This window comes from Bacillus sp. FCW2 (assembly GCF_021228595.1).
Classification (GTDB): Bacteria; Bacillota; Bacilli; order Bacillales; family Bacillaceae; genus Bacillus; species Bacillus velezensis.
Window position 1 is genome coordinate 2,152,516 of the sequence record NZ_CP089436.1, and the last position, 26,099, is coordinate 2,178,614.

Genomic DNA, 26,099 nt, shown 5'->3' on the forward strand with positions numbered 1-26,099 from the left:
AAACATAATAAAAAAAGGGTGATCAAAAATGGAAGTTAGAAAAACAAAGTTCAATTATTTATACATTGTTTGGTCTGGGCTGACAGTTTTGATTTCAATTATGATCTTCAGAACATTATTTCCTTTGGCGCTTTTTCCAACGGTTCTTCTTTTTTTATCCGTTTACGGATTGTTATTCTTTATGAATTACGGACTTTTTGGGGACTGGAGAAATAGAATAAGGGCCGGGTTAAGGCGCCCGGCAACCATTGGAGAAAAGGAGTACCTTGAAAGGTTAAACGATGAAGTTTTTATAAGCGTACAAAGACATTATCCTCATGTGAAAAAAGCGGATCTTTTTTTAATAGATGATGAGGGTATTAATGCATTTGCACTGGGGTTTAAAACGATAGGATTGACTTCGGCGGCTATGAGAAATTTAAGTGATGGTGAGCTAAAAGCGGTACTGGCCCATGAGTATGCGCATCTTGCTTTTAAAGACACATTACACCTTGTGATGTTTAATTCCAGTTTTACTATTTTGAGTATCGCACTGTTGCCGCTGTATGTGATGGGATTCTTTATATGTTTTATTCTGGGGTGTATTGAAGGGCTTCTGAACGGCGGATCAAATCCTTCTGTGTCTGGGGGGTTATTAAATATATTCTTCAGGCTGGTCGGATGGTGTTACATAACGTACTGCCGTTTGGGATTTTATTTTGTGAATATCGGAAGCAGAGATTTTGAATATCGGGCAGATGAAGTAGCTGCGAAAGCGGGTTTCGGAGATGAGCTGTTAGAATTTTTCTATCGGATTGAACGTGAACATATTGACGTTCGAAAAGGTTTTATCGCTTTATTAGCTTCAACACACCCATATACTGCTTACCGAATTGAGAATATTGAATCATTTTTAAACGGTGTCAGACAAGAATATTGATATATTCATTGTCTTTATAACCAAAGGGGGTATGATCATGCAAATAAATAACATTACTTTGTACAGTTGTGCGTTGGAGGAGACGAAACACTTCTATGAACGGGTGTTAGGTTTTCCTTTAATTGATGAGTCCGGTGATTCGTTTACCATCAAGGCGGGAGAAAGTGAGTTGGAATTTAGGCGCGCCGATTCTCACTCTCAACCGACGTATCATTTTGCGTTTAACATTCCGAATAATCGTTTTGATGAGGCGAAGGCGTGGATAAAGGATAAAGTCGTTTTTCAAACGGAAGATGGGGAGGATGAGGTGTATTTCTCTCATATTCAGGCGCGTTCCTTTTATTTCAAAGATCCGTCCAACAATCTGGCGGAATTCATCGCGAGAGACACATCGCCGCCAAGCGCGGAACGTTTTTCGATTGAGTCCATTCTGAATATCGGTGAGGTGAATCTGACGGCTGCCGAGGTCGTATCAACCGGGAGGGAGCTGCAGCGTTTCGGCATTCCGGTGAGAAAGCATGCGCCTCTTAGTGAAAACGGGTTTCATTTTATGGGTGATTACAATGATGGGGCGTTTTTGCTTTTAGGGCCGAGCGGCCGCCGCTGGATTTTTTCTGATCAGCATGCGGAGTTCCATCCGCTGTCTGTTATTGTGAACGGGACGATCCGCATTGAGGCTGACGGAAAGGGCGGCATTGACATCAGGCGGGCACAGCCGTCATAAAAAAGCCCGGGCTCAAAAGGCCCGGACTTGAGGTCATTATTTATAGACAACACGGGTGCTGCACATGATGTCGTGCAGCGTTTTTTTCTCTCCGAAGGCGCCCATGATGAATCCGATATAAAGAATGAGCTTAGATATGATATATGCGAAAGCGCGTCCGAAGGCCTGGCCGATGGAAATGCGTCCGCCATCTTCATTGACGACCTTAAGGCCTAGCAATGCTTTTCCCAGTGTCCCCTGCATCTTTGAGGCCGTGAGCAGGCTGAAATATAAGATACTGATCACAAAAGAGCTCGCAAGAATCGGGATGACGCCGAACACCAGAAAAGAGATGTTAAACTGATTTTCGGTCATGAAGGGGTCAGCCGCCGCAACGCCTGCCGCAAATAAAAAAGAGACCATAAATTGAATGATAAAAATCGGAATTCCTATGATGATTTGATCAATGACGTAAGCCAGAAACCGAATCCAAAATCCTGCCGGTCTTTCCATGTATCTTTTTCTCTCCCTTGCTTTAATCTGGAATATTATACGTAATCATTCCGGATTTTGCAACGGAGCTTAAGCTTCTGCGAGCAGCCTCTTTCCCCATGCCAAGCGTCCCATGATCAGCCCGAAAGCCAGAAGGGCAAACATGATGCCGCACCACATCAGCTGATGGATTCCCAAATGGGAAATAAACCAGCCGCCCGCCGCCGTTCCGATGGTGATGCCGAGGTTGGAAAAAGAGACAAACAGGCTGTTGCCGAATTCGGGGGCCTCCTTTGCTTCCGCAGTAAGCCATGTCTGGCTGACAATGAGCCCGCCGGAATGAACGGCGCCCCATACGAAGACGAGGACGGCCATCGGCGCGAAAGACGTCCCAAACCCGTATATGAGCAAGTAGGCGGCTGTATAAAGAAGCGGAAACAGGATGACGGTCTTTTTCATATTTTTATATAACAAAGCGCCGAAGACGAAATTCCCGGCTATCATAATCACTCCGAAGCTCATCAGCATGAAGCTGACCCATGTGCCGTTCATATGGGACACCCGTCCGAGGTACTCCGCAAAATAGCTGTAGACAGAAAACATGGCCGCAAAGAGACAGGTGACGGCAGCGATATTAAGCCACAAGACCGGCTTGCGAAGGATGCCGAGCTGGCTTCTGAAAGACATGTTTTCTGTGACCGGCATGGATGGCAAAAAGAGAAGAATACCTGTGAATGCGATAAGACTGATGATAGCGCCGAATAGGAATGCTGATTCAAGGGAGAGACGATCCGCCAGATAAGACGTGAAAGGCACGCCGAACGCAAAGCCGGCGGTGATGCCTGAAAAGACTTTCGTTACGGCTTTTCCGGATTGGCCGGCGGGGACAAGCCGGGCCGCGGCCGCAAGCGCTACAGAAAAGAACACCGGGTGGCATAAAGCCGGAATGATCCGAAACGCCAGCATGACACTGAAATGCGCCGTATACGCGTAGACCGCATTTGAAACGGCAAACATCAGCACCGCCAAAAGCAGAATGTATTTCCGGTTTATACCTGAAGCAAGCAAGGTTAAAAACGGTCCCGACACAGCAACGATGAACGCGAAAATGCTGACAAGCCACCCCGCTTTTGAAGCAGAAATATGAAATCTGTCCGCCACTTGTGGAAGAACGCCGATAATGCCCATTTCAGTCGTGATAATTCCGAAAACCCCTAATGCCAAAAACAGAATGAAGATGGAGCTGCTTTTTTTCATTGTTATGTATGCCTCCTTTTATAACTACATATACAGAAAAATAGATATGTCAGAACAAAAAAAACCTCCTTTCATGGTTATAGCTGGTGCTGAACATAGTCAGCAAAGGCTTTAATTTGTTTTTCATTCCTTCTGTAATAGGTCCATTTTCCGATTCGTTCGGATTCCAGCAGGCCGGCTTTTTGCATGGTCAGCAGGTAGCTGGAGATGACGGACTGCGCAAGCCCCGACTTTGCCTGAATATCACCGACGCAAATTCCGGTGCGGAAACTGAGTCCCTGCTCAAGGTAAGGTTTTTCATCAAAATGGTCCTCCGGGTGTTTAAGCCACGTCATAATATCACTTCGTGTTTTGTTAGATAACGCTTTATGAATCAATATCGGTTCCATAACGTTTATTATATCTATTTTTCTGGATTTGTAAATTCGTTTTTGACAAAACATTCTCAAATTAAGTAAAAATCGTGCTAAAATATAACATATTATCAGATTACCGGTAAAAAAGCCGGGTTATTGTCAGGAGGATATTCACATGAATCAAAAGAAAAAAGGTACGGTTGCGGTGACCTTGCTTTCCGCTCTGCTGTTTTGTTTATTGCCGGTCCTCGTCTCGCTTTCTCCGCTTGCGGAAACGGGGCCGAACGCGAATCGTTTTAATTCCGCGGGCATGTGGGCCGCCGTCGGCCAGATCCTTGTTATATATGCGGTCCCGCTCATTATGTATATTCTCGGTATTCGTGTCATGAAAATCATCATGGCCGTTTTTTGCGGAATCGGGTTTATCATTTGCGCGGCTGTCTTGTTGGTGACGTTATTGACCGCAATTTCCTTAGGGCAGGAGCTGTCTCTTTATTACGGCCTTCTCGTTTGGTCAGGCGCGGCTTTCATCGTCAATGTGGTGTGGTATATTGCCGCGTTTCGATCATCCCCGAAGCATCAGCAGGCTATGTGACATTTGTTCTATAAATCTACTGAAAATACAAATATTTCATAGGTTAATTATGGTATGATCAAAGTGATATAGCAGCTTTTAATAGAAACGGGAGGAACTGACATTGAAAAAAAAGACAGCTTCATTGCGAATGAAAACATTGGCGGCCGGCGCTGCGGTTGCTGCGGCTTTATCTGTGGGAGCGGTTTCTGATCTGCCGGGGGCAAAATGGCTGCATCCGGCGGCTGTTCAAGCTGCGGAAACGGTATTTAAACAAAATCATGCGGCATCCGGTTTCTTGGCGGGACGGTATGACGCGCAGGCGATGTCTCCGACGATGTTCAACTGGTCAAGAGAAAGCCGGTTTACAAGCACTGCCGATGGCGCATTAAAATGGGAAAAGAATGTTCCGGCCACCCCTCAAAACGGTGCGGGAGCCGCGGTTGACGGGGACGGCACCGTATTTATTCAATCAAAAGACGGGAAGCTGACGGCGTATCATCCGGACGGTACTGTGAAATGGGTGACGGAAAACATCGGGACGACCTATACGCTGACTCCGGTGCTCGGAACAAACGGTGTCATTTATCTTCCTTCTCACGATAAAAAACTATATTTCATCGACAAAGAAACCGGAAACATTTTAACATCGGTTCCGCTGAGCGGAGCGCCTAGTTCCGATGCGGCTATCGGCTCTGACGGCACGCTGTATGTATCGACGCTGGATAACTATATCTATGCGATTAAACCGACGTCGCCTTCGACATGGACGCAAAAGTGGAAGTTTAAAACAAACGGCGTGGTCGGCTCCGCTCCCGTGTTAGCGTCAAACGGCACGCTGTATACGGCAACGTACAATAATATCTTTTACGCGATCAATTCCGGAACGGGCCAAGTGAAATGGTCAAAAACGACGTCCAACGGGTTTAAAGGCTATCCGGTTATTGATAGAGACGGCACCGTTTACGCCGGAAACCAGGACGGCAACTTATACGCCTATACATCAACAGGTGCTGTAAAGTGGACGTTCCCGTTAAACGGTTTCTCCAGCTCTTCATTAGCGATCGACCATAACGGCAATGTGTATATCGGTTCCGGAAGCGGCGAGCTGTTTTCCATCAGCAAAACCGGCAATATGAACTGGTCTTTCTATACGGACGGGCCTGTGAGAACGGCGCCGCTGATTGATGCGGACGGCAATGTGTACTTCGGTTCTGACGATAAAAACGTCTATGCGGTTGACGCTGACGGTAATGAAAAATGGCGCTATCAAACAGACAGCAATGTCATTTCCTCCCCGGTTCTGGCTGAAGACGGCACGCTCTATGTCGGCACTTATACGAAACTGCTCGCATTCGGAGCAAAAAAATAATAAAAAAGAATCCGCGTCATCTGCGCGGATTCTTTTTTTATTTAGAGGCTTGAATAAATACGCCTTTTTCATGAGAGAATTCTTTAAAGCCGTACACACCGTGATATGAACCGATCCCGCTCGTATTGACACCGCCGAACGGAAGGTTGACGTCAGTGAAATGAACGACGACATCATTGACAGAAGCATTGCCGGACGTCGTATGCTGCAGAACATAATCGATCAGCTCCTGATTATGGCTGAATACATACAAGGCAAGCGGCTTGTCCCGTTCAGTGATGTAATCAACGGCTTCACTGATATCTTCGTAATTCATAATCGGCAGAATCGGTGCGAAGATTTCTTCTTGCATGATCTTCATATCAGGCGTGACGTTTGTCAGCACGGTCGGAGAAATCGTGCGGTCATGCGCATCGAATACGCCGCCGAACGCCGTTTTCGCTCCTTTTTCAATGGCATCATCATACAGGGCTTTGACACGGTTAAAGTTGCGGTCGTTGACAATTTGCGTGAATTTATTGCGGTCAACCGTATGATCATCCTCCATAAAACCTGCATTGACAATGGTTTGCAGGAGATCTGTAAAGGTGCTCTGCACTTCTTTCTTCATAAGGAGATAGTCAGGTGCGATACATGTTTGCCCCGCATTGACAAATTTGCCGACGGCGATTTTTTTTGCCGCGTCCATCAAATCATAGCCGCTGTCGATGATCGTCGGGCTTTTTCCGCCAAGCTCAAGCGTGACGGACGACAAGTGCTTCGCCGCTGCCGTCATGACGATTTTACCGACATTCGTGCTTCCGGTGAAGAAAATGTGGTCAAACGGCTGGTCGAGCAGTTCTGTGGCGACATCGACCTCACCTTCAAAAATGGCGACTTCTTCTTCGTGAAATGCCTCGCGAATAACTGTCGCGGCGATATGGCTCGTCTCCATCGTAAAATCGGACAGCTTCACAATCGCGCTGTTGCCGGCCGCAATGGCAGCCGCAAGCGGAGCCATCGTCAGCATAAACGGATAATTCCATGGGCCGAGAATTAAGGTAAGGCCTTTTGGCTCGTACATTAATACGCCGTCAGCGTCGGGGCTGACGGATGAGCCGACGCGTTTCGGCGCCATCCAGGTGTCGAGATTGTTCATATTATCTTTAATCGCCTTGATCGTTCCCTGCGTTTCCGCTCTTTTCACCTCATGATAAGGCTTGCGGACGTCCCGTCTGATCGCCTCGATGATTTCTTCTTCATGTGCGGTGACGGCATCTAAAAAGCGCTGAAGCTTTTCTCTGCGCTGCCCGGCTGTTAAAGCACGCAGCGTTTTTTGATTTTTTTTCTGAAGCTCAAAGACGCGTTTGATGTCTGCTTTTATATGCTGATCCATCGGTCTTCCTCCTCTGGTTGCTTTTTTGTTTCTTCAGGGCCTATTATAATGTGATGTGTTTTTGCGGCAAAGACAGCGTAAACACATCTATACGTTACCGTACAAATTGCGGTGATCTGTCTAATGAAGGGAGTGTCTCTTATGCCGGATTCTGTGACAACTGACATCAAACAAGCGCTTTTGGCCATGCTTGGAGAGCGGGATATCCGCCGTGTGACCATGAAGGACATCGCCGAACGGGCGCATGTGAGCCGGGGGACACTGTACCTTTATTACGAAGATAAATATGCGATTTTAGAGGATATAGAGGAAGAAATGAAAGACGGGCTGAGCGAAGCGCTGTATGATTCGCTGAAGAATAAAGATGTGCTTCATTTACATGGCGGATGGCAAAAAGTGCATCCGACCCTGTCTTTTGTTGACCGGCACCGGGAGTTTTTTCAAACGATGATGGACCGTCATAAAATGCCGTATTTTCACTTTCATGCTTTTTTAAAAGATGTGTTCCGGCATGATGTGCTGCTGTCACCGGTCAATGCGGATTTCTCACCGACTGAACAGGATATGTACATTCATTACCGCGCTTTATACACGTATGCCATTGTGTTGTACTGGCTGAATGAGGAGCCCGGGGCATCCCCGGAAGCGATCAGCGGACAGGTGTGGGATTTGATTTCTCAAAAACGGTTTTACTGGCTGTTCGGCCGCCGGGTGCCGGAACAAGAAGAAAAAAAGCCCGCCGACCGCCGGGTGACCCGGACGAGGCAGGCCTTGCAAGAAGCCATGATCGGCTTAATGGCGGAAAAAAAAGAGTACGCGGCGATTACGATTTCCGATATTGCCCGTCAAAGCAACCTCCGCCGTGCCACTTTTTATGACCATTACGCCAACAAAGAAGCATTGCTGAAAACGATCATCCATCAATCATGCCGGGATCTGATCGGATTATTGACGGTAAAAGGAGAGCCTGCCGATTGCTCCATGGAAGAAGCGGAAGCCGCGCTCGTCCGTCTCTTTTCCGCACTGTCGGATGGCCTGCCGCTCGTTCATTTTCTGAGAGAGGGTTCGGGAGTGCCTGACGTCATCCCGGAAATGTTCAGAGCGCTGCAATCGTTTTATCTTCATCAGCCTCTGCACATTCAGGCGGGGAAAAAGCTCTATGCATACTATGTCGCGTCCATGCTCGTCGGCTTGATTCAATATCGTCTTCATGAAGGAAAAGACCACGCGCCGGACATGCTGGCCCGGGAGTTTCTGCAGTTTTTGGATGTGAAGAAGTATCGGGTGATTTTGCTGTGAGGATGATGAAAAAGAACTCCGAAAACAGGCGGGGTTCTTTTTTGCTGTTTTCTTTGAGAAGTGCCGATATGAAGTGTCCGGCTTTATCTCTTATAAAAAAGATACCTTCCATATGATGCCTGATCAGCATTCTGCCGCCAAACATGACAAATGTCATATTCGAGGCATGATGGCTGCTACTACAAAAGCGTCTGGCGCCCCGTTATACTTGGGATCATAATGAAAAAGAAGGGACATGACATTCATGATCAATCACGCCGCAACTCAAAAACAAGCGTCTTTAAAAAAGCAGGTTGCCGCATTTTCCGGCGCCGATACAAAGCATAGTGTCATTCAGCTTTTCAACACGTTTGTGCCGTTTTTTGCCCTTTGGTTTCTTGCTTACTTCAGCCTCAATGTCTCCTATCTTCTGACCCTCGCCTTTACTGTTATAGCAGCGGGATTTTTGACAAGAATCTTTATTATTTTCCACGACTGCTGCCATCAATCCTTTTTCAAACAAAAGAAGCTGAACCGGCTGTTCGGGTTTATTTCAGGTGTGCTGACACTGTTTCCGTTCCTTCAATGGCAGCGCAGCCACTCCATCCATCATGCGACGAGCAGCAACTTAGATAAACGGGGCACCGGCGATATTTGGATGATGACCGTCAAGGAATACAACGAAGCGTCAGCTTGGACAAAAATACGCTACAGACTTTATCGCAATCCGTTTATTATGTTTATTCTCGGCCCGATTTACGTATTTCTGATTAAAAACCGTTTCAATGTAAAAGGCGCCCGCCGCAAGGAGCGCTGGAACACCTATTTCACGAACGCGGCGATTGTCTTATTGGCTGCTGCGACGTGCCTGCTTGTCGGCTGGGAAAACTTTTTGCTTGTTCAGGGTCCGATTTTCCTTATTTCGGGGTCAATCGGCGTCTGGCTCTTTTATGTTCAGCACACGTTTGAGGATTCTTATTTTGAAGCCGATGAGCATTGGGATTATGTGCAGGCCGCGGTAGAAGGAAGCTCCTTTTACAAGCTTCCGAAGCTTTTGCAATGGCTGACAGGCAACATCGGCTACCATCATGTCCACCACTTAAGCCCGAAAGTGCCGAACTACAAGCTGGAAGCCGCTCATGAGGGGCACGAGCCTTTAAAAAACGTACCGACCATTACGCTTAAAACAAGTCTTGAATCCATGAAATTCCGTCTGTGGGATGAGGACGAAAAGCAATTTGTCACCTTTCGGGAGGCGCGGAAAAAACCGGCACCCCATCCGGTACCGAAAGAACCTTTAAAGAAAAATGCCTGATATGGCGCGCGGCTCTTTCTCTTATCAGAAAGGGCCTTCTCTTCATGCGTGAGGATGCAATGAAGGCGGTGTTTTGATAAAGTGATGGTAGACACAAGCAGTAGAAGGTGGAACAAAGATGAAGAAGTATTTTAAATTTCAAAAACTGAATGGGATTTCTCCTTATATATGGACGATTTTTTTCATCTTGCCTTTTTATTTTATTTTTAAAAGCTCTTCTACCTTTGTCATCGTGGCCGGCATCATTTTCACACTTGTTTTCTTTGGCGCATACCGCTTTGCATTTGTTGCAAAAGGCTGGCCACTTTACTTATGGGCACTTCTTCTGATCGGCATTTCGACCGGCTCAGTTATGCTGTTCAGCTATATTTATTTCGCCTTCTTTATCGCCTACTTCATCGGCCATATCCGAGACAAAGTTCCTTTTTACATCTTATATTACATTCATATCATCAGTGCGGCGGTTGCCGTCAACTTCAGTCTTGTTCTGAAAAAAGGGTGGTTTTTGACACAAATTCCGTTTATCGTCATTACACTGATCAGTGCCATCCTGCTCCCGCTCACCATTCGAAGCAGAAAGGCAAGAGAGCGCCTTGAGGAGAAATTAGAATATGCAAATGAACGAATCGCCGATCTTGTGAAGCTGGAAGAAAGGCAGCGCATCGCCCGGGACCTTCACGATACACTTGGACAAAAGCTCTCCTTAATCGGACTGAAAAGCGACCTCGCCCGAAAGCTGATATATAAGGACCCTGAACAGGCCCGCACTGAGCTGAAAAGCGTGCAGCAGACGGCCCGCACCTCCTTAAATGAGGTCAGACAAATCGTCTCGTCGATGAAAGGCATCCGATTGAAGGATGAGCTCAGCAATGTTCGGCAAATTCTTGAAGCGGCAGGAATTGAATTTGTGTATGAAGAAAAAGAAGCGCCCAAACATATCTCTTTGCTGAACGAAAACATCGTCAGCATGTGCATAAAAGAAGCCGTCACCAATGTCGTGAAACACAGCGGCGCCAAAGTATGCCGCATCACCATTCAGCAGCTTTGGAAAGAGGTTGTCATTACGGTAGAAGATGACGGCAGCTTTCAATGCAAAGAAGACCGCTTTTTTTCAAAGGGGCACGGCCTGCTTGGAATGAGGGAACGTCTTGAATTCGCAAACGGCAGTTTAGCCATCGATACAGCCGCCGGAACAAAGCTGACCATGAGAATCCCGAATGATTCAAAATCAAAAGAAAAGGATGGTAGCAGATGATCAACATCTTCATTGCCGAGGATCAGCAAATGCTGCTCGGTGCACTCGGTTCGCTGTTGAATTTAGAAGAGGATATGACGGTTGTCGGCAAAGGCACAAGCGGCCAGGATGCCATCGATTTCGTGGAAAAACATGCGCCCGACATCTGTCTGATGGATATCGAAATGCCCGGGAAATCAGGTCTTGAAGCGGCAGAAGAACTCAAGGACAGCGGTGTGAAAATCATCATTTTGACGACCTTTGCCCGCTCCGGCTATTTTCAGCGGGCGCTAAAAGCAGGCGTCAGCGGGTACATGCTCAAGGACAGCCCGAGCGATGAGCTCGTCAGCGCCATCCGCAGCGTCATGAAAGGAAGACGCGTCTACGCACCTGAATTAATGGAGGACATCTATAGTGAAGAAAACCCGCTGACCGAACGGGAAAAAGAGGTGCTCGAGCTTGTCGCAGACGGAAAAAACACGAAAGAAATCGCCAACGCCCTCAGCATCAAAAGCGGCACAGTCCGCAATTACGTTTCGATGATCCTGGATAAACTAGAAGTGAAAAATCGAATTGAAGCCATTACCCGATCAAAGGAAAAGGGCTGGTTTAAGTAACCCGCCCTCAGCTTGTTCAGCCAGTGTTTTTGCACTGGCTTGTTTCTTTTTCACCGTCACTCCGTCTCTTCCTTCCACTTCTTATCAATCAGCATTTTTCCCGGCCAAGTGTATGCCATGATGCCGCCGTCTGCGGTGATGTCTTCTCCCGTTACGTAAGAGCTGTCGTCTGAAGCGAGGAAGAGCGCGACGGCTGCCATTTCTTCCGGTTTTCCGAGCCGGCCGAGCGGCGTGATCCATTTGTTGGCTTCACGGAACGCTTCGCCCATTTCGTCTTCTGTCGTGCCTGCCAATTTATCAATGAGCGGCGTTTCAATCGTCCCCGGCGATAAGGAATTGACGCGGATTCCGCTTCTGGCGTAATCAATGGCCATCGCTCTCGTCAGGTTCGTGATTCCGCCTTTTGCGGCGTTATAGCCTGAGCGGTCAAGGTCTGCGGCCCGGCCGGACATGGAGGAGGTGTTGATGATGGAGCCTCCTTTTTCGAGCATGAGCGGAATCAGGTATTTGCTGCACAGAAATGTGCCGCGCAGATCGACGGCGATGATCCGGTCAAACAGGTCGACCGGGTATTCATGGACTTTTCCGCCCTCTTGGTCAACACCGGCATTGTTAAACAGAATATCAATTGTTCCGTACTTTCGTTGAATGCCGTCTGCAAAAGACTTTACGTTTTCTTCGTCTGATACATCAAGGTGAAAGGCTTCTGCTTCTCCACCGTTTTTTCTGATGGCGCTGACGGTTTCATTCAGTTCGCTTTCATTGATGTCACCGCAGATCACGCGGGCGCCTTCATCGGCGAAAATCCGTGCCGTCGCTTGTCCGATGCCTGTCGCGGCCCCTGTGATGATTGCGGTTTTGTCTGTTAATCTTCCCATATTGCGATTCCTCCTTTTTTATATCTGTTCCCGCTGAATAGGGGGATAAACATACGGAGGTCTGTTTCTAAATACCTATTAAATATGTTAATATTATGTATATACATCATTGGAGGTTTGCATATTTTGAAGATACAGCATAAGAAGGAGATAGCGTTTTATTGTTATGCCATTGTTCCTATGGGATTTGTGATTTACACCGTTATCTCTATTCTATTTCAGGACATCACATTTCCTCTCACTGTAAGAAATGTTCTGCATGAGTCTTTGCGAAACTTGGGATCTCTTATCTTATTTAGTTTGTTTTTCTACCCGTCATACATATGGATGAAGAAGGAATTCGGCCGCCGGAAAGAAGCAGAGAGGAGAGGATGATCAACATTCTCTCTTTTTTATTGATAAAATGGGTGAAATGAATCCATTAACATGTTAAATTTACAATATATGCATCTGCTAATGCTAGTTGACAATTGTCACTGTATATGATAAATAGATGCTGAAAAGATTTTACATAACATCAAAGCATAATTAAAGGAGAGATCTGAAGTGCGGAAAAAAAAGTTTAAAGCAGAATCCAAGCGATTGCTGGACATGATGATTAACTCCATTTACACGCAGAAGGAAATTTTTCTCCGCGAGTTAATTTCCAACGCGAGCGATGCGATTGACAAAATCTATTACAAGGCGTTAACCGATGATTCATTAACGTTTGATCAAGACAATTACTACATAAAAGTGACGGCGGACAAAGAAGCGAGAACGCTCACCGTCACAGACACCGGTATCGGGATGACAAAAGACGAGCTTGAACAGCATCTCGGCACGATTGCGAAAAGCGGTTCACTCGCTTTCAAGCAAGAAAATGACTCGAAAGACGGCCATGACATTATCGGCCAGTTCGGCGTCGGATTTTATGCGGCGTTTATGGTGGCTGATAAAGTCACGGTGAAAAGTAAAGCGCTCGGCAGTGACGAGGCGTATGTGTGGGAGTCGGAAGGGGCTGCCGGCTACACGATCGCGCCGTGTGACAAGGAAACCGTCGGTACGGAAATCACCTTGAAAATAAAAGAAAACACAGAAGATGAAAGCTATGATGAGTTTTTAGAAAACTACCGCATCAAAGCGATCGTGAAAAAGTACTCTGATTTTATCCGCTACCCGATCAAAATGGAAGAGACGGTCAACAAGCCGAAAGAGGGCAGCGAGAACGAATTTGAAGAAGTTCAGGAAGAACAGACGGTCAACAGCATGGTGCCGATCTGGAGAAAAAACAAAAGCGAGCTGACGGATGAGGATTACGAGGCTTTTTACGCCGAGAAGCATTACGGCTTTGATAAACCGCTGACCCACGTGCATATCAGCGTCGATGGAGCGGTGCGCTACAATTCGATTTTGTTTATTCCGGAAAACATGCCGTTTGACTATTATACGAAGGAATTCGAAAAAGGATTGGAGCTGTATTCCAACGGCGTGCTGATCATGAACAAATGCGCCGACCTGCTGCCGGACCATTTCAGCTTTGTAAAAGGCATGGTGGATTCTGAGGATCTGTCGCTGAACATTTCCAGAGAGATGCTGCAGCACGACCGCCAGCTGAAGCTGATTGCGAAAAACATCAATAAAAAAATCAAAGCAGAGCTGAAGAGCCTGCTGAAGAACAAAAGGGAAAAATACGAATCTTTCTATGAATCTTTCGGCAGACAGCTGAAATTCGGCGTCTATAATGATTTCGGCGCGAATAAAGACGTATTAAAAGATCTGCTTCTCTTCTATTCATCTAAGGAGAAAAAGCTCGTCACTCTGGACGAATATGTGTCCAGAATGCCTGAGGATCAAAAATATATCTATTACGCGTCCGGTGATTCATATGAGCGGATTGAAAAGCTGCCGCAAACTGAAATGGTGGCGGACAAAGGCTACGAGATTTTATATTTCACGGAAGATATTGATGAATTCGCGATCAAAATGCTGACAAGCTATGAGGAAAAAGAGTTCAAATCCGTATCCAGCGCCGATTTAGGCATCGACAGTGACGAAGATGAAAAGCAGACTGAAGCCGAAGAAAACGAATATAAAGACCTGTTCGAAAGCATGAAAGAGATTCTTGCAGATAAAGTAAAGAACGTCAGAGCATCGAAACGTTTAAAATCCCATCCGGTCTGCTTTGCGACAGACGGCGAAGTGACGATCGAAATGGAAAAAGTGTTGAATGCCATGCCTGACAGCCAGCAGGTCAAAGCGGAAAAAGTGCTGGAAATCAACCCGAACCACGAAGTGTTTGAGACGTTAAAGAACGCGCACGGACAAGATCGGGAAAAGCTGGCATTATACACAAACCTGCTGTACAATCAGGCGCTTCTGATTGAAGGGCTGCCGATCCATGATCCGGTCGAGTTTACGAATGACATCTGCAAAGTCATGGTATGACGCTAAAAAGGAATCGCCCGGCGGGGGCGATTCCTTTTTTTATTACAGTGTGCGCTGTTTAAGAATTTGATTTTGTTTGCTGCGCTTCTTTAAGGAGAACCGTTTTTTCAAGTGCGTTTCGATTTCTTCTAAACTTCTGCCCTTCGTTTCGGGAACGATGTAAGCGGCGAAGAAGAAGGATGAGAGGCAAATGACTGAGAATATTCCGAATACCCAGCCGATGCCCATGGCGCTCAGCATAAGCGGGAATACCAGTGAAACGATCAGGTTGGTTGCCGACAGAATCAATGTCGTAAATCCGGTTGCGGCTCCGCGTGCGTTTGATGGGAACAGCTCCGGCATCAGAACCCATACGACGGGACCCCATGTCGCCTGGTAGAAAACGATATAGATGCCGAGAAACAGCACGGTCAGCCATGCCGTTGAAGCTGACAGGCCGGCCAGAAGGAGAATGGCTGATAGTGACGCCAGGCTCAAGGTAATGCCGACACTTCCCCACATCAGCAGTTTTTTCCGGCCGATCCGGTCAATTAAGATCATGGCGGTGATACACATGATGACGTTTAAGACACCGATGCCCATCGTGCCGAGAACGGACGCCGAAGTGCCGAGTCCTGCCTTTGTAAAGATGGTCGGCGCATAGTAAATCACCGTGTTGATACCGACCGCCTGCTGGAAGATGGCGAGGCCGATCCCGATCAGCAGCATAGGGCGGATCCATTTTGCTTTCAGCAAGCCGAGCGTAGATTCTTTTTTCTCGGCTTCTCCTTGTTTCATTTCCGCCAATTCAACGGCGATATCCTTTTTGTCGTGCGTCATTTCCATGACTTGTCTGGCTTCCTGCTCACGGCCGCGTTTGACGAGCCATCTCGGAGATTCCGGCATAAACGCGATTCCGATTAATAAAAGCGCCGCCGGTACTGCCGCGAGACCGACCATCCAGCGCCAAGCTTCAAACGGGGTGAATATGTAATTCACAATATATGCGAGTAAAATTCCGGTTACAATCATTAAGTTATTCAATGTGCCGAGCGTTCCGCGTATTTTTGTCGGCGCCATCTCAGATAGATAAACGGGAACCAGTGCCGTTGAGCCGCCGACGGCTAACCCGAGAATGACACGGGAGATAATCAGCATGGTGACGGTTTGCGAAGCCGCACACGCAAGCGCGCCGATAATAAAAATGAGTGAAAGGACGAAAACCACTTTTCTCCGGCCCCATCGGTCAGAGCATGTCCCGCTTAAGGCGGACCCGAAAATCGCACCGAGCAGCAGCATGCTGACGACCAATCCCTCGGTCAGCGTGTTTAAAGGAATATCATTGTTAATAAATAACAAAGCCCCTGAAATCACACCGGTATCATAGCCGTAAAGCAGCCCGCCTAATGCTCCGAAAAAGTAAATCAGGTATTTTTTGGTGTTTTTCTTCACAGATGATCCTCCTCATCTTTTGGAACGCATAATAGTTTATTTAGATAACTATTTCATTCCCCGAAGAGAAAAATATAAACATAAAAAAAACACGCCCCTTTAAAAGGCGTGTTTTTTTTCTTAGGAAAACAGCTTGTCGATAAACGCGATTTCTTCAGCAGATAGCGTAATGGAGGCTGCTTTCATGTTGTCTTTTAATTGATCCGCGCGTTTGGCGCCCGGAATCAGGATATCGATTTCAGGTCTCGCCAAGTACCAGGCAAGCACGATATGCGCCGTATCGGCATTGTGCTTTTCGGCAATCGGTTTGAGCTGGTTGACTTTTTTGATGTTTTCTTTAAACTGCTCCCCTTGGAAATGCGCCTGATCATTGCGCAGGTCGCCTTCAGGGAAGGTTGTGTTCTCGTCGTATTTGCCGGCCAGCAGTCCGGATACGAGCGGGAAGTACGGAATGAATGAGATGCCGTGTTCTGTCGTATAAGGGAAGAAAGTCTTTTCCGCCTCACGGTTCAGCAGGTTGTATTCTCCTTGAATCACGTCGACTAAGCCGTCTTTATTGGCTTCTTTCAGCTGTTCCAAAGAGAAATTGGATACGCCGATGGAACGGATTTTTCCTTCTTTTTTCAGCTCATTCAATGCTTGAACGGCTTCGTCCTTCGGCGTGTGCTCATCCGGGAAATGGATGTAGAATAAATCGATGTAATCAGTCTGCAGGCGTTTCAGGCTGTCTTCGACCGATTGTTTCAAAAAGGCCGGTGAGTTGTCGAAAACAAAGTCATCGCCTTCTTTTCTGTGAGCGGCTTTTGTGGCGATGAAGACATCCTCGCGGTTGCATTCTTTCAGCACCTCGCCGATTAATTCTTCAGAACGGCCCACACCGTAAATATAGGCGGTATCTAACATGGTAACGCCGCTTTTAATCGCTTCCCGGACCAATTCTTTTCCCGTTTCTTCATTCAGATTCGGATAGAGATTGTGTCCGCCGACCGCATTTGTTCCCAAACCGATCGGAAATACCTTTAGGTCAGTTTTGCCGATTGTTACTTTGCTCATGTTTTCGCCCCCTGAAAAAATTGGATATCATAGCGACTGCCGGAAAAATACGGCAGCGTTCTCTATTAACTATAACGCTATGCCAAGTGAATGTCGATTTGATGCTCTTGGCAATACTTCGTATATTCCTCATCCAGCTGCTGAGAAGTGACGATGCTGTGAAGCCGGTCGAAAGGCGCGTATGTCAAAAGCGTGGATTTGCCGAATTTGGAATGATCCGCGAGCAGATACACTTCGTTCGCCTTTTCGGAAATTCTCTTTTTCACCTCGTATTCCAGTAAGTCGGAATTCGTCAGGCCGTGGGTGATCGTTGTCCCGGTAGCGGACATGAACGCCTTGTTAATGTTGTATTTATTGAGTGTGCTCGGATCATCAATGCCGACAAACGACCTTGTCTTCCGTTTGTAGTTATTGCCGATGATGATCAGGTCGATATTTTTCATGGATGAAGCCGCGTTAATAATATCAAGGCTGTTCGTCAAAACCGTTACATTCTTATCGGGATCAAGCGTCTCCAGCATCGATTTGGTCGTCGTGCCGGAATCAATAAATACAAGATCGTGATCCTCGATAAACCGTGACGCATAGCGGGCGATTTTGATTTTTTCATCCTGATGTTGAATGGTGCGGTTCTCAAAAGGGACGAGCACAGATTTTTCGGCTGATGTCACGCCGCCGTACACCTTTTTGATAACCCCTTTTTCCGCAAGCTTATTAATATCGCGTCTGACCGTGTTTTTAGAGACATTGAATACCTCGCACAGCTCATCCAGCGAAGTGGCTCCGTGTTTGAGAATGTATTCTTCCATCTCCTGAATCCGCATCAGTTTCATAAAAAAACTCCTTCTAGAATTCTTAAAGTAATTAAAATATATAATAAACACCAGAAGTTAATCAATAGTTACTTAACAAATGATAAAAAAGAGGGTTCACACCGTACGATTCGACACGGTTCTCCAAGTTCCTGTTTTCCCGATCAAAAAAAGTATGATAAAAATAATGAAAAAATTTTGATTTTTTAGATTGACTTGAAGATGTGTTGGGCTTACAATGTAACCAAGAAATGACCAAAATATAACCTGTAAAATCAAAAGTGAAAGATGTAACCGTTTGCTTTTTCCGGTACATGACCAACTTTTACATGGGAAGATTGGGAGTCACCATCATTTTAGCATTTGTAAGCGTTTAATTCATGTCTTTTATATGTAAAAGATGAATATATTCATCCGTTATTACCCAGCTGAACAGGATGTTTACTATTTAAGGAGGCAATGAGAATGGCAGAGATCAGAAAACTGAAAAACTACATCAATGGTGAATGGGTTGAAAGTAAGACAGATCAATATGAAGACGTTGTCAATCCGGCTACAAAAGAAGTGATGTGCCAGGTTCCGATTTCTACGCGGGAGGATGTGGAATACGCCGTCCGCTCAGCGTCAGAGGCTTTTCAAACATGGTCAAAGACGGCAGTGCCGCGCCGTGCGAGAATTCTATTTAACTATCAGCAGCTTCTCCAGCAGAACAAAGAAGAGCTTGCCCGTCTGATCACTTTGGAAAACGGTAAAAACACGACGGAAGCACTCGGTGAAGTGGGACGCGGAATTGAAAACGTCGAATTCGCAGCGGGCGCGCCGTCACTCATGATGGGCGATTCACTCGCCTCTATTGCGACGGATGTAGAGGCGGCGAATTACCGCTATCCGATCGGGGTGGTCGGCGGTATCGCACCGTTCAACTTCCCGATGATGGTTCCGTGCTGGATGTTCCCGATGGCGATTTCATTAGGAAACACGTTCATTCTGAAGCCGTCTGAGCGCACGCCGCTGTTAACGGAAAAACTGGCAGAGCTGTTTGAACAGGCCGGTCTGCCGAAGGGCGTCTTCAATGTCGTGCACGGCGCGCATGACGTCGTAAACGGTGTTCTTGAACATCCGGAGATTAAAGCCATCTCATTCGTCGGTTCAAAACCTGTCGGCGAGTATGTTTTCAAAAAAGGCAGCGAACATTTGAAACGCGTGCAGGCGTTAACGGGCGCGAAAAACCATACGATCGTGTTAAATGACGCCCACCTTGAAGATACGGTGACAAACATTATCGGTGCGGCATTCGGTTCGGCAGGAGAGCGGTGCATGGCATGCGCGGTTGTGACGGTTGAAGAGGGAATCGCTGATGAGTTTATGGCGAAATTACAGGAAAAAGCAGCGGACATCAAGATCGGAAACGGACTGGATGACGGCGTGTTCTTAGGCCCGGTCATCCGCGAGGACAACAAAAAACGCACGCACAGCTATATTGAAAAAGGCATCGAAGAAGGAGCGAGACTTCTTTGTGACGGGCGTGAAAACGCAACGGAAGACGGCTATTTCGTCGGACCGACGATTTTTGACAACGTGACGACGGATATGACGATTTGGAAAGATGAAATCTTTGCGCCCGTTCTGTCGGTCATCCGCGTGAAAAACTTAAAAGAAGCGGTGGACATCGCCAACCAGTCTGAATTTGCGAACGGCGCGTGTCTGTTCACTTCAAATGCGCACGCGATCCGCTACTTCCGTGAGAATATTGACGCGGGGATGCTCGGCATCAACCTTGGCGTGCCGGCGCCGATGGCATTCTTCCCGTTCTCTGGCTGGAAGTCTTCTTTCTTCGGCACATTGCACGCAAACGGAAAAGACAGCGTCGACTTCTATACACGTAAAAAAGTCGTGACGGCACGATACCCGTCTCCTGACTTCAATTGATCTGACAGCCGGCCCGGACGGCTTTGTGATTCCGTCCGGGTTTTCTTTTACCATCAATTAAGGAGGAATAAACATGAGTCATTTGCTGCGCAAACCGCAGGCCGATGAGATTTCTCAAGGTGTGAACATCATACATGACGTCACTTCAGCCAATTCAGATCTCAAATACGTCGGATTTAAAGTCGTTGACCTCACTCCCGGTTCCGCATATACAGAAGATTTGAAAAAGACGGAGTGCTGCATCGTTGCGGTAACGGGAAAAATCACCGTCACTGATTATGATCAGACATTTGAAAGCATCGGCACCCGTGAAAGCGTATTTGAAAGAAAACCGACGGACAGCGTTTATGTGTCCAATGACCGCTCTTTTGGAATCACAGCCGTCAGCGGGGCGAGGGTCGCGCTGTGCTATTCTCCGTCCGAACACCAGCTTCCGACAAAGCTGATTAAAGCGGAAGACAACGGTGTGGAACATCGCGGCAAGCTGGCAAACAAACGAACCGTTCATAATATTCTCCCCGATTCAGATCCATCGGCAAACAGCCTTCTCGTTGTTGAAGTTTACACGGACAGCGGCAACTGGTCGAGCTACCCGCCTCATAAACATGACCAAGACAATCTGCCGGCTGAATCCTTTTTAGAAGAAACCTATTACCATGAAACGGACCCGCCGCAGGGGTTTGTCTTCCAGCGTGTGTACACGGACGACCGCTCGATTGACGAGACGATGACCGCAGAAAATGAAAACGTTGTCATCGTGCCGGCGGGCTATCACCCGGTTGGTGTTCCGGACGGGTATACCTCTTACTACCTGAATGTAATGGCGGGACCGACACGAAAATGGAAGTTTCATAATGATCCGGCCCATGAATGGATCCTGGAACGCTAACAAGTGAGGAGTGGCAGATAACGATGAAATATACATTTAATGAAGAAAAAGAGTTTGATATTGTCGCGATCGGGCGCGCGTGTATTGATTTGAACGCGGCGGAATACAACCGGCCGATGGAAGAAACGATGACGTTTTCTAAATATGTCGGAGGCTCCCCGGCAAATATTGCGATCGGCAGCGCCAAGCTCGGATTAAAAGCCGGTTTTATCGGCAAAATCCCGGATGATCAGCACGGCAGATTCATCGTTTCTTATATGCAGGGAAAGGGCGTTGATACGTCACAAATGACCGTTGACAGAGAAGGGCGCAAAGCCGGGCTCGCTTTTACGGAAATTCTCAGTCCCGAAGAGTGCAGCATTCTGATGTACCGGGATGACGTGGCGGATTTGTATCTTGAGCCGTCCGAAGTCAATGAAGGTTACATCGCAAACGCGAAAATGCTGCTGGTGTCAGGCACGGCGCTTGCGAAAAGCCCGTCGCGCGAAGCCGTCTTAAAAGCGGTGCATATCGCAAAAAAACATGACGTAAAAGTCGTGTTTGAGCTCGACTACCGTCCGTATACATGGCAATCGGCAGAAGAAACAGCCGTGTACTACACGCTGGCGGCGGAACAATCTGATATCGTCATCGGTACGCGTGATGAATTTGACGTAATGGAAAACCGCAGCGGCGGAGATAACGATGAAACCGTCCGCCATTTGTTTGCGCACTCTGCTGACCTTGTCGTCATTAAGCACGGCGTTGACGGATCATACGCATACAGCAGATCGGGAGAAGTTTTCCGGGCGCACGCCTATAAAACAAAGGTGCTGAAGACCTTCGGTGCGGGTGATTCCTATGCGTCAGCCTTCATCTACGGACTTGTCAGCGGCCGGGATATTGAAACGGCTTTAAAATACGGGAGCGCTTCCGCTTCCATCGTCGTCAGCAAACACAGCTCCTCAGAAGCAATGCCGGCTGCCGGTGAAATCATCGAACTGATTGAAGCGCAGCACAGTCTTAACGGTAAATAGAACGTATAAAAGGTGGGATCGTTTGTGGGTAAGACAATTCGCTTAACGACAGCACAAGCGCTGATTAAATTCTTGAACCGGCAGTACATTCATGTTGACGGAAAAGAAGAGCCGTTCGTTGAGGGCATCTTCACGATTTTCGGCCACGGAAATGTGTTGGGGATCGGGCAGGCGCTTGAGCAGGACGCCGGGCACCTGAAAGTCTATCAAGGCAAAAACGAACAAGGCATGGCGCATGCCGCGATGGCATACAGCAAGCAGATGCTGAGAAGAAAAATTTACGCGGTATCGACATCGGTCGGTCCGGGTGCCGCTAACTTGACGGCTGCCGCGGGTACGGCGCTGGCCAATAATATCCCGGTGCTGCTGCTTCCGGCCGATACCTTTGCGACGAGGCAGCCTGACCCGGTGCTTCAGCAGGTGGAGCAGGAATACAGTGCCGCCGTCACGACAAACGATGCGTTAAAGCCTGTGTCCCGCTATTGGGACCGCATTACCCGCCCCGAGCAGCTGATGAGCAGCTTAATCCGGGCGTTTGAAGTGATGACAGATCCGGCAAAAGCGGGCCCGGCGACCATCTGCATATCTCAGGATGTAGAGGGAGAAGCATTTGATTTTGATGAAAGCTTCTTTGAAAAACGCGTTCATTACATTGACCGGATGCAGCCAAGCGAGCGTGAGCTGAAAGGCGCCGCGGAAAAAATTAAGGAGAGCAGCCGTCCCGTCATTTTAGTGGGCGGAGGCGCGAAGTACTCCGGCGCGCGTGAGGAATTAATCGCGCTTTCTGAAACATACGGCATTCCGCTTGTCGAAACGCAGGCCGGCAAGTCAACGGTTGAAGCCGATTTCGCCAACAATCTGGGCGGCATGGGCATCACGGGCACACTCGCCGCAAACAAAGCCGCCCGCCAGGCTGATCTGATCATCGGTGTCGGCACACGGTATACGGACTTTGCGACATCCTCGAAAACGGCGTTTGATTTTGACAAAGCAAAATTTTTGAATATCAACGTCAGCCGCATGCAGGCTTACAAGCTTGACGCGTTTCAGGTCGTAGCCGATGCGAAAGTGACGCTCGGCAGACTGCATGGCTTATTAGACGGATATAAAAGTGCATTCGGCACGGCGATTAAAGATTGGAAAGATGAATGGCTGGCTGAACGGGACCGGCTCGGCAAGGTCACTTTTACACGTGATGCGTTCGAACCGGAAATTAAAAACCATTTCTCACAGGATGTGTTAAACGAGTATGCCGATGCGCTCGAGACTGAGCTGCCGCAAACAACGGCGCTGTTGACCATCAATGACACGATTCCTGAAGACAGCGTCGTCATCAGTTCGGCGGGATCTCTTCCGGGAGATTTGCAGCGGCTGTGGCATTCCAACGTCCCGAATACGTACCACCTCGAGTACGGCTATTCCTGCATGGGGTATGAGGTATCGGGCACGCTCGGCCTCAAGCTGGCCCATCCCGACAAAGAAGTCTATTCACTCGTCGGCGACGGAAGCTTTCTGATGCTGCACTCAGAGCTGATTACCGCGCTTCAATATAACAAAAAAATCAATGTCCTGCTTTTTGACAACTCGGGATTCGGCTGTATCAACAACCTGCAGATGGATCACGGGAGCGGCAGTTATTTCTGCGAGTTCCGCACAGAGGACAATCAGATTTTAAACGTTGATTACGCGAAGGTGGCAGAGGGCTACGGCGCTAAAACATACAGAGCCAATACGGTTGAAGAACTGAAAGCGGCGCTTGAAGATGCGAAAACGCAAGACGTATCCACTTTAATTGAAATGAAGGTTCTGCCGAAAACGATGACGGACGGCTATGACAGCTGGTGGCATGTCGGCGTGGCGGAAGTGTCTGAGCAGGAAAGCGTTCAGCGGGCATACGAAGCGAAAGAGATGAAGCTGAAGTCTGCGAAGCAGTACTAGAGGGGAGGCATCACGATGGGCAAACAAGATATTCTGTGGGGCATCGCTCCCATTGGGTGGCGCAATGACGATATGCCGGAAATCGGAGCCGGGAATACGCTGCAGCATTTGTTAAGCGATATTGTTGTCGCCGGCTTTCAAGGTACGGAAGTGGGAGGGTTTTTCCCTGAACCCTCCGTCCTGAATAAGGAGCTGGCTCTCCGGAACTTACGGATTGCGGGGAAATGGTTCAGCAGCTTTATCATTCAAGACGGTATTGAAAAAACGGCTGAACAATTTACAGAACACTGTGATTATTTGCAGAAAGTCGGAGCGGATGTCGCCACCGTTTCTGAACAGACGTACAGTGTTCAAGGCTTGGACATTGATGTATTTAAGAAAAAACCGCACTTCACAGATGAAGAATGGGATACGCTGTGCCAGGGCTTGAACCGTCTCGGGAAAATCGCTGACGAATACGGGCTGGACATGGTTTTTCATCATCATCTCGGCACAGGCGTCCAGACGGCGGAAGAAGTTGACCGGCTGATGGATGGAACGGACCCGCAGTATGTCCATTTACTTTATGATACCGGGCATGCCTATATCTCGGACGGAGACTATATGACAATTCTCAACAAGCATATGGATCGGATCAGACACGTTCATTTCAAGGACGCGCGGTTTGACATTATGGAGCGGTGCAGACAGGAAGGCAAGTCATTTAGGCAGTCGTTTTTACAGGGCATTTTTACGGTTCCCGGAGACGGATGCATCGATTTTACCGAAGTGTACCGAACGCTCGTCCGTCATGATTATTCAGGCTGGATCGTCATCGAAGCCGAACAAGACCCGGCAGTCGCCAATCCGCTTGAGTACGCGCTGATTGCGAGAAAGTACATCGACAGTGAACTGCTTGATCCTGCAAATTAGAGGGGGACTTATATGAATAGTGCCAAGGCGGAATCAGCTTTCAGCAAAAGGACCATCGCCGCAGCATTAGCAAATTACATTGATGCAGGTTCCATCGTGGCAGGATCAGCGGGTTTATCTATGTGGGTCAGCTATTTAAAGCTGTCCGACAGTCAGATCGGATTGCTCGGCGCCTTCAGTGCAAACGCGATATCAGCGGCCGTCGGAGCGCTGCTCGGCGGGTATTTGGCTGATAAAGTCGGCCGAAAAGCTGTATACACAAACAGTATGCTCGTCTACGCCTTAGGAATTTGTTTGGTTTTGTTTGGATTCAACTTTCCCATGCTGTTATGCGGATACATGATTATCGGGATTTCTGTAGGCGCGGATATTACGGCTTCATGGACCATTATCGCGGAAAACGCCCCCGAGAAAAACCGGGCGAGGCATTGCGGAGTGGCGCAGGTGGCGTGGGCCGCAGGAGCCGTTGTGGTTCTGCTGTTATCCGTTTTGGTCGGTGACCTCGGGCTTTTAGGAAATAAAATTGTCTTTGCGCATCTATTGGTGATCGCCCTGATCACATATGTGATAAGAAAGCGTTTACCTGAGTCGGATGCCTGGAAAAACAGTGAAGAGCGGCCTGCCGCCGTGAAAAAAACATCTTATTTTGACCTGCTTCAGCCGAAATTTTTCAAGAACATTTTGTTTTTAATGGGTGTGTTTCTCGTATGGAATCTCGCAGCGGGCGTCATGGGGTTCTTCATGCCGTACATCTACCAGCAGGTCGGCGGCGTATCCGCAAATACGGCCAACATTCTGCAGATGGCCCTGTTTATCTTTACCGGGCTCGGCGTCGCCTGTATCTTCATGCCTTTTGCAGATCAATATCGGAAAACGGTGTTCGGAATCTGCGCATTTATGGCCGTTGTCGGCTGGTTGCTGTTTTTACTGCCGTTTCAGGGGCTCCCGATGCTGCTTTTGTTTGTTTTAGCGATCGGCATCAATAACGGAGCCGGCCAGCAGGCGAACTACCAGCTGTGGGCAAGCGAGCTGTTCCCGACAGAATACAGAGCGTCAGCACAAGGGCTCATGTTCTTTCTCGTCCGTATTTCAATCGGCATTTGGAGTTTATTTGTGCCGGTCATCATGTCACAATTCGGCATCGGTTTTATGGCCGGTATTCTGCTCATATGTGTGACGGCCAGTATGATCATCGGGCTTGTCTTCGCGCCGAATACGTCCGGCAAGTCGCTTGAACAGATACAGGAGGAACTGTACGGCGCTCCTCAGGACGGCAGCGGGAAAAGAAAGACGAGAACCATTATTTGATTATCAGAAGGAGT

At 47.8% G+C, this 26,099-nt stretch carries 24 protein-coding genes; 16 read left to right on the forward strand and 8 right to left on the reverse strand.

All coding sequences use genetic code 11. The features are described from left to right. Positions 1–28 precede the first annotated feature (28 nt). On the forward strand, positions 29–919 hold the full coding sequence (locus tag K3G25_RS10945) for a M48 family metalloprotease (protein WP_022554016.1): 891 nt from the start codon (positions 29–31) through the stop codon (positions 917–919). A gap of 37 nt (positions 920–956) precedes the next feature. Further along, the gene (locus K3G25_RS10950) at positions 957–1,643 is read left to right on the forward strand and encodes a VOC family protein (RefSeq protein ID WP_014419311.1); all 687 of its coding nucleotides are present in this window, start codon (positions 957–959) and stop codon (positions 1,641–1,643) included. Between the two features lie 36 nt (positions 1,644–1,679). Here K3G25_RS10950 and K3G25_RS10955 read toward each other — a convergent pair whose 3' ends face one another. The 3 genes from K3G25_RS10955 to K3G25_RS10965 form a co-directional block, all read right to left on the reverse strand. After that, positions 1,680–2,135 (reverse strand): RDD family protein, encoded by a 456-nt coding sequence (locus tag K3G25_RS10955; protein ID WP_014419310.1) that lies wholly within the window; start codon positions 2,133–2,135, stop codon positions 1,680–1,682. Positions 2,136–2,204: 69 nt separating this feature from the next. Next, complete coding sequence (locus tag K3G25_RS10960) at positions 2,205–3,371, reverse strand: MFS transporter (RefSeq protein WP_029972996.1); 1,167 nt, start codon at positions 3,369–3,371, stop codon at positions 2,205–2,207. Positions 3,372–3,448: 77 nt separating this feature from the next. Further along, a complete protein-coding gene (locus K3G25_RS10965; protein ID WP_014471266.1) occupies positions 3,449–3,760 on the reverse strand; it encodes an ArsR/SmtB family transcription factor in 312 nt (103 codons plus the stop codon). A 142-nt stretch (positions 3,761–3,902) separates the two neighbouring features. Between K3G25_RS10965 and K3G25_RS10970 the strand changes: the two genes are divergently transcribed. Both K3G25_RS10970 and K3G25_RS10975 read left to right on the forward strand, forming a co-directional pair. Further along, positions 3,903–4,322 carry a DUF5391 family protein gene (locus K3G25_RS10970; protein ID WP_029972995.1) on the forward strand — a complete coding sequence of 140 codons (420 nt, stop codon included), beginning with the start codon at positions 3,903–3,905 and terminating at the stop codon, positions 4,320–4,322. A 130-nt stretch (positions 4,323–4,452) separates the two neighbouring features. Next, complete coding sequence (locus K3G25_RS10975; RefSeq protein WP_099722006.1) at positions 4,453–5,673, forward strand: outer membrane protein assembly factor BamB family protein; 1,221 nt, start codon at positions 4,453–4,455, stop codon at positions 5,671–5,673. Positions 5,674–5,710: 37 nt separating this feature from the next. On the opposite strand, the gene K3G25_RS10980 is transcribed toward K3G25_RS10975, so the two are convergent. Beyond that, entirely contained in the window at positions 5,711–7,048 is a 1,338-nt protein-coding gene (locus K3G25_RS10980) for an aldehyde dehydrogenase family protein (RefSeq protein WP_094296176.1), read from the reverse strand. Between the two features lie 141 nt (positions 7,049–7,189). Between K3G25_RS10980 and K3G25_RS10985 the strand changes: the two genes are divergently transcribed. The 4 genes from K3G25_RS10985 to K3G25_RS11000 all read left to right on the forward strand — a co-directional run bounded on the left by K3G25_RS10985 (position 7,190) and on the right by K3G25_RS11000 (position 11,492). Then, the gene (locus K3G25_RS10985; protein ID WP_007614892.1) at positions 7,190–8,347 is read left to right on the forward strand and encodes a TetR/AcrR family transcriptional regulator; all 1,158 of its coding nucleotides are present in this window, start codon (positions 7,190–7,192) and stop codon (positions 8,345–8,347) included. A gap of 244 nt (positions 8,348–8,591) precedes the next feature. Further along, the gene (locus tag K3G25_RS10990) at positions 8,592–9,641 is read left to right on the forward strand and encodes a Delta(5) desaturase DesA (RefSeq protein ID WP_174532735.1); all 1,050 of its coding nucleotides are present in this window, start codon (positions 8,592–8,594) and stop codon (positions 9,639–9,641) included. Between the two features lie 118 nt (positions 9,642–9,759). Then, positions 9,760–10,896: a sensor histidine kinase gene (locus K3G25_RS10995; protein WP_021494663.1), complete on the forward strand. Its 1,137-nt coding sequence runs from the start codon at positions 9,760–9,762 to the stop codon at positions 10,894–10,896. Further along, a complete protein-coding gene (locus tag K3G25_RS11000) occupies positions 10,893–11,492 on the forward strand; it encodes a response regulator transcription factor (protein WP_007407848.1) in 600 nt (199 codons plus the stop codon). Before K3G25_RS10995 ends, K3G25_RS11000 begins: the two co-directional genes overlap by 4 nt. A gap of 56 nt (positions 11,493–11,548) precedes the next feature. On the opposite strand, the gene K3G25_RS11005 is transcribed toward K3G25_RS11000, so the two are convergent. Continuing rightward, positions 11,549–12,370: an SDR family oxidoreductase gene (locus K3G25_RS11005; RefSeq protein ID WP_021494664.1), complete on the reverse strand. Its 822-nt coding sequence runs from the start codon at positions 12,368–12,370 to the stop codon at positions 11,549–11,551. Positions 12,371–12,496: 126 nt separating this feature from the next. Between K3G25_RS11005 and K3G25_RS11010 the strand changes: the two genes are divergently transcribed. Both K3G25_RS11010 and htpG read left to right on the forward strand, forming a co-directional pair. After that, on the forward strand, positions 12,497–12,745 hold the full coding sequence (locus K3G25_RS11010; RefSeq protein ID WP_014306134.1) for a hypothetical protein: 249 nt from the start codon (positions 12,497–12,499) through the stop codon (positions 12,743–12,745). 171 nt (positions 12,746–12,916) lie between these two features. Continuing rightward, positions 12,917–14,797, forward strand: coding sequence for a molecular chaperone HtpG (htpG, locus tag K3G25_RS11015; RefSeq protein ID WP_007614881.1), 1,881 nt, complete (start codon positions 12,917–12,919; stop codon positions 14,795–14,797). Positions 14,798–14,839: 42 nt separating this feature from the next. Here htpG and K3G25_RS11020 read toward each other — a convergent pair whose 3' ends face one another. From K3G25_RS11020 to K3G25_RS11030, 3 genes are all read right to left on the reverse strand, one after another. Then, positions 14,840–16,228 carry a sugar porter family MFS transporter gene (locus K3G25_RS11020; protein ID WP_232489301.1) on the reverse strand — a complete coding sequence of 463 codons (1,389 nt, stop codon included), beginning with the start codon at positions 16,226–16,228 and terminating at the stop codon, positions 14,840–14,842. 120 nt (positions 16,229–16,348) lie between these two features. Beyond that, positions 16,349–17,281, reverse strand: a complete 933-nt coding sequence (locus tag K3G25_RS11025; protein WP_007407843.1) for an aldo/keto reductase — start codon at positions 17,279–17,281, stop codon at positions 16,349–16,351. A 77-nt stretch (positions 17,282–17,358) separates the two neighbouring features. Then, a complete protein-coding gene (locus K3G25_RS11030) occupies positions 17,359–18,114 on the reverse strand; it encodes a DeoR/GlpR family DNA-binding transcription regulator (protein WP_007614879.1) in 756 nt (251 codons plus the stop codon). A 444-nt stretch (positions 18,115–18,558) separates the two neighbouring features. Here K3G25_RS11030 and iolA point away from each other — a divergent pair, with 444 nt between their 5' ends. The 6 genes from iolA to K3G25_RS11060 all read left to right on the forward strand — a co-directional run bounded on the left by iolA (position 18,559) and on the right by K3G25_RS11060 (position 26,085). Beyond that, positions 18,559–20,022, forward strand: a complete 1,464-nt coding sequence (gene iolA, locus K3G25_RS11035; RefSeq protein WP_029972987.1) for a methylmalonate-semialdehyde dehydrogenase — start codon at positions 18,559–18,561, stop codon at positions 20,020–20,022. Between the two features lie 73 nt (positions 20,023–20,095). Beyond that, a complete protein-coding gene (iolB, locus tag K3G25_RS11040; protein ID WP_014419294.1) occupies positions 20,096–20,911 on the forward strand; it encodes a 5-deoxy-glucuronate isomerase in 816 nt (271 codons plus the stop codon). Between the two features lie 23 nt (positions 20,912–20,934). Next, a complete protein-coding gene (iolC, locus tag K3G25_RS11045; protein ID WP_029972986.1) occupies positions 20,935–21,927 on the forward strand; it encodes a 5-dehydro-2-deoxygluconokinase in 993 nt (330 codons plus the stop codon). Between the two features lie 24 nt (positions 21,928–21,951). Further along, on the forward strand, positions 21,952–23,865 hold the full coding sequence (gene iolD, locus K3G25_RS11050; protein ID WP_022554007.1) for a 3D-(3,5/4)-trihydroxycyclohexane-1,2-dione acylhydrolase (decyclizing): 1,914 nt from the start codon (positions 21,952–21,954) through the stop codon (positions 23,863–23,865). Between the two features lie 15 nt (positions 23,866–23,880). After that, positions 23,881–24,777, forward strand: a complete 897-nt coding sequence (gene iolE, locus K3G25_RS11055) for a myo-inosose-2 dehydratase (RefSeq protein WP_022554006.1) — start codon at positions 23,881–23,883, stop codon at positions 24,775–24,777. A gap of 12 nt (positions 24,778–24,789) precedes the next feature. After that, positions 24,790–26,085: an MFS transporter gene (locus K3G25_RS11060; RefSeq protein WP_029972984.1), complete on the forward strand. Its 1,296-nt coding sequence runs from the start codon at positions 24,790–24,792 to the stop codon at positions 26,083–26,085. Positions 26,086–26,099: the final 14 nt, after the last annotated feature.

Bases quoted from the DNA above. Each gene is read 5' to 3' on its own strand.
- iolB (WP_014419294.1), top strand. From the start codon at position 20,096: ATGAGTCATTTGCTGCGCAAACCGCAGGCCGATGAGATTTCTCAAGGT.
- K3G25_RS10960 (WP_029972996.1), bottom strand. From the start codon at position 3,371: ATGAAAAAAAGCAGCTCCATCTTCATTCTGTTTTTGGCATTAGGGGTT.
- K3G25_RS10955 (WP_014419310.1), bottom strand. From the start codon at position 2,135: ATGGAAAGACCGGCAGGATTTTGGATTCGGTTTCTGGCTTACGTCATT.
- K3G25_RS10945 (WP_022554016.1), top strand. From the start codon at position 29: ATGGAAGTTAGAAAAACAAAGTTCAATTATTTATACATTGTTTGGTCT.
- iolE (WP_022554006.1), top strand. From the start codon at position 23,881: ATGGGCAAACAAGATATTCTGTGGGGCATCGCTCCCATTGGGTGGCGC.
- K3G25_RS10975 (WP_099722006.1), top strand. From the start codon at position 4,453: ATGAAAACATTGGCGGCCGGCGCTGCGGTTGCTGCGGCTTTATCTGTG.
- K3G25_RS11060 (WP_029972984.1), top strand. From the start codon at position 24,790: ATGAATAGTGCCAAGGCGGAATCAGCTTTCAGCAAAAGGACCATCGCC.
- K3G25_RS11030 (WP_007614879.1), bottom strand. From the start codon at position 18,114: ATGAAACTGATGCGGATTCAGGAGATGGAAGAATACATTCTCAAACAC.
- K3G25_RS11005 (WP_021494664.1), bottom strand. From the start codon at position 12,370: ATGGGAAGATTAACAGACAAAACCGCAATCATCACAGGGGCCGCGACA.
- K3G25_RS10980 (WP_094296176.1), bottom strand. From the start codon at position 7,048: ATGGATCAGCATATAAAAGCAGACATCAAACGCGTCTTTGAGCTTCAG.
- K3G25_RS10965 (WP_014471266.1), bottom strand. From the start codon at position 3,760: ATGGAACCGATATTGATTCATAAAGCGTTATCTAACAAAACACGAAGT.
- K3G25_RS11025 (WP_007407843.1), bottom strand. From the start codon at position 17,281: ATGAGCAAAGTAACAATCGGCAAAACTGACCTAAAGGTATTTCCGATC.
- iolC (WP_029972986.1), top strand. From the start codon at position 20,935: ATGAAATATACATTTAATGAAGAAAAAGAGTTTGATATTGTCGCGATC.
- K3G25_RS10950 (WP_014419311.1), top strand. From the start codon at position 957: ATGCAAATAAATAACATTACTTTGTACAGTTGTGCGTTGGAGGAGACG.
- K3G25_RS10990 (WP_174532735.1), top strand. From the start codon at position 8,592: ATGATCAATCACGCCGCAACTCAAAAACAAGCGTCTTTAAAAAAGCAG.
- K3G25_RS11000 (WP_007407848.1), top strand. From the start codon at position 10,893: ATGATCAACATCTTCATTGCCGAGGATCAGCAAATGCTGCTCGGTGCA.
- K3G25_RS10995 (WP_021494663.1), top strand. From the start codon at position 9,760: ATGAAGAAGTATTTTAAATTTCAAAAACTGAATGGGATTTCTCCTTAT.
- K3G25_RS10970 (WP_029972995.1), top strand. From the start codon at position 3,903: ATGAATCAAAAGAAAAAAGGTACGGTTGCGGTGACCTTGCTTTCCGCT.
- K3G25_RS10985 (WP_007614892.1), top strand. From the start codon at position 7,190: ATGCCGGATTCTGTGACAACTGACATCAAACAAGCGCTTTTGGCCATG.
- iolA (WP_029972987.1), top strand. From the start codon at position 18,559: ATGGCAGAGATCAGAAAACTGAAAAACTACATCAATGGTGAATGGGTT.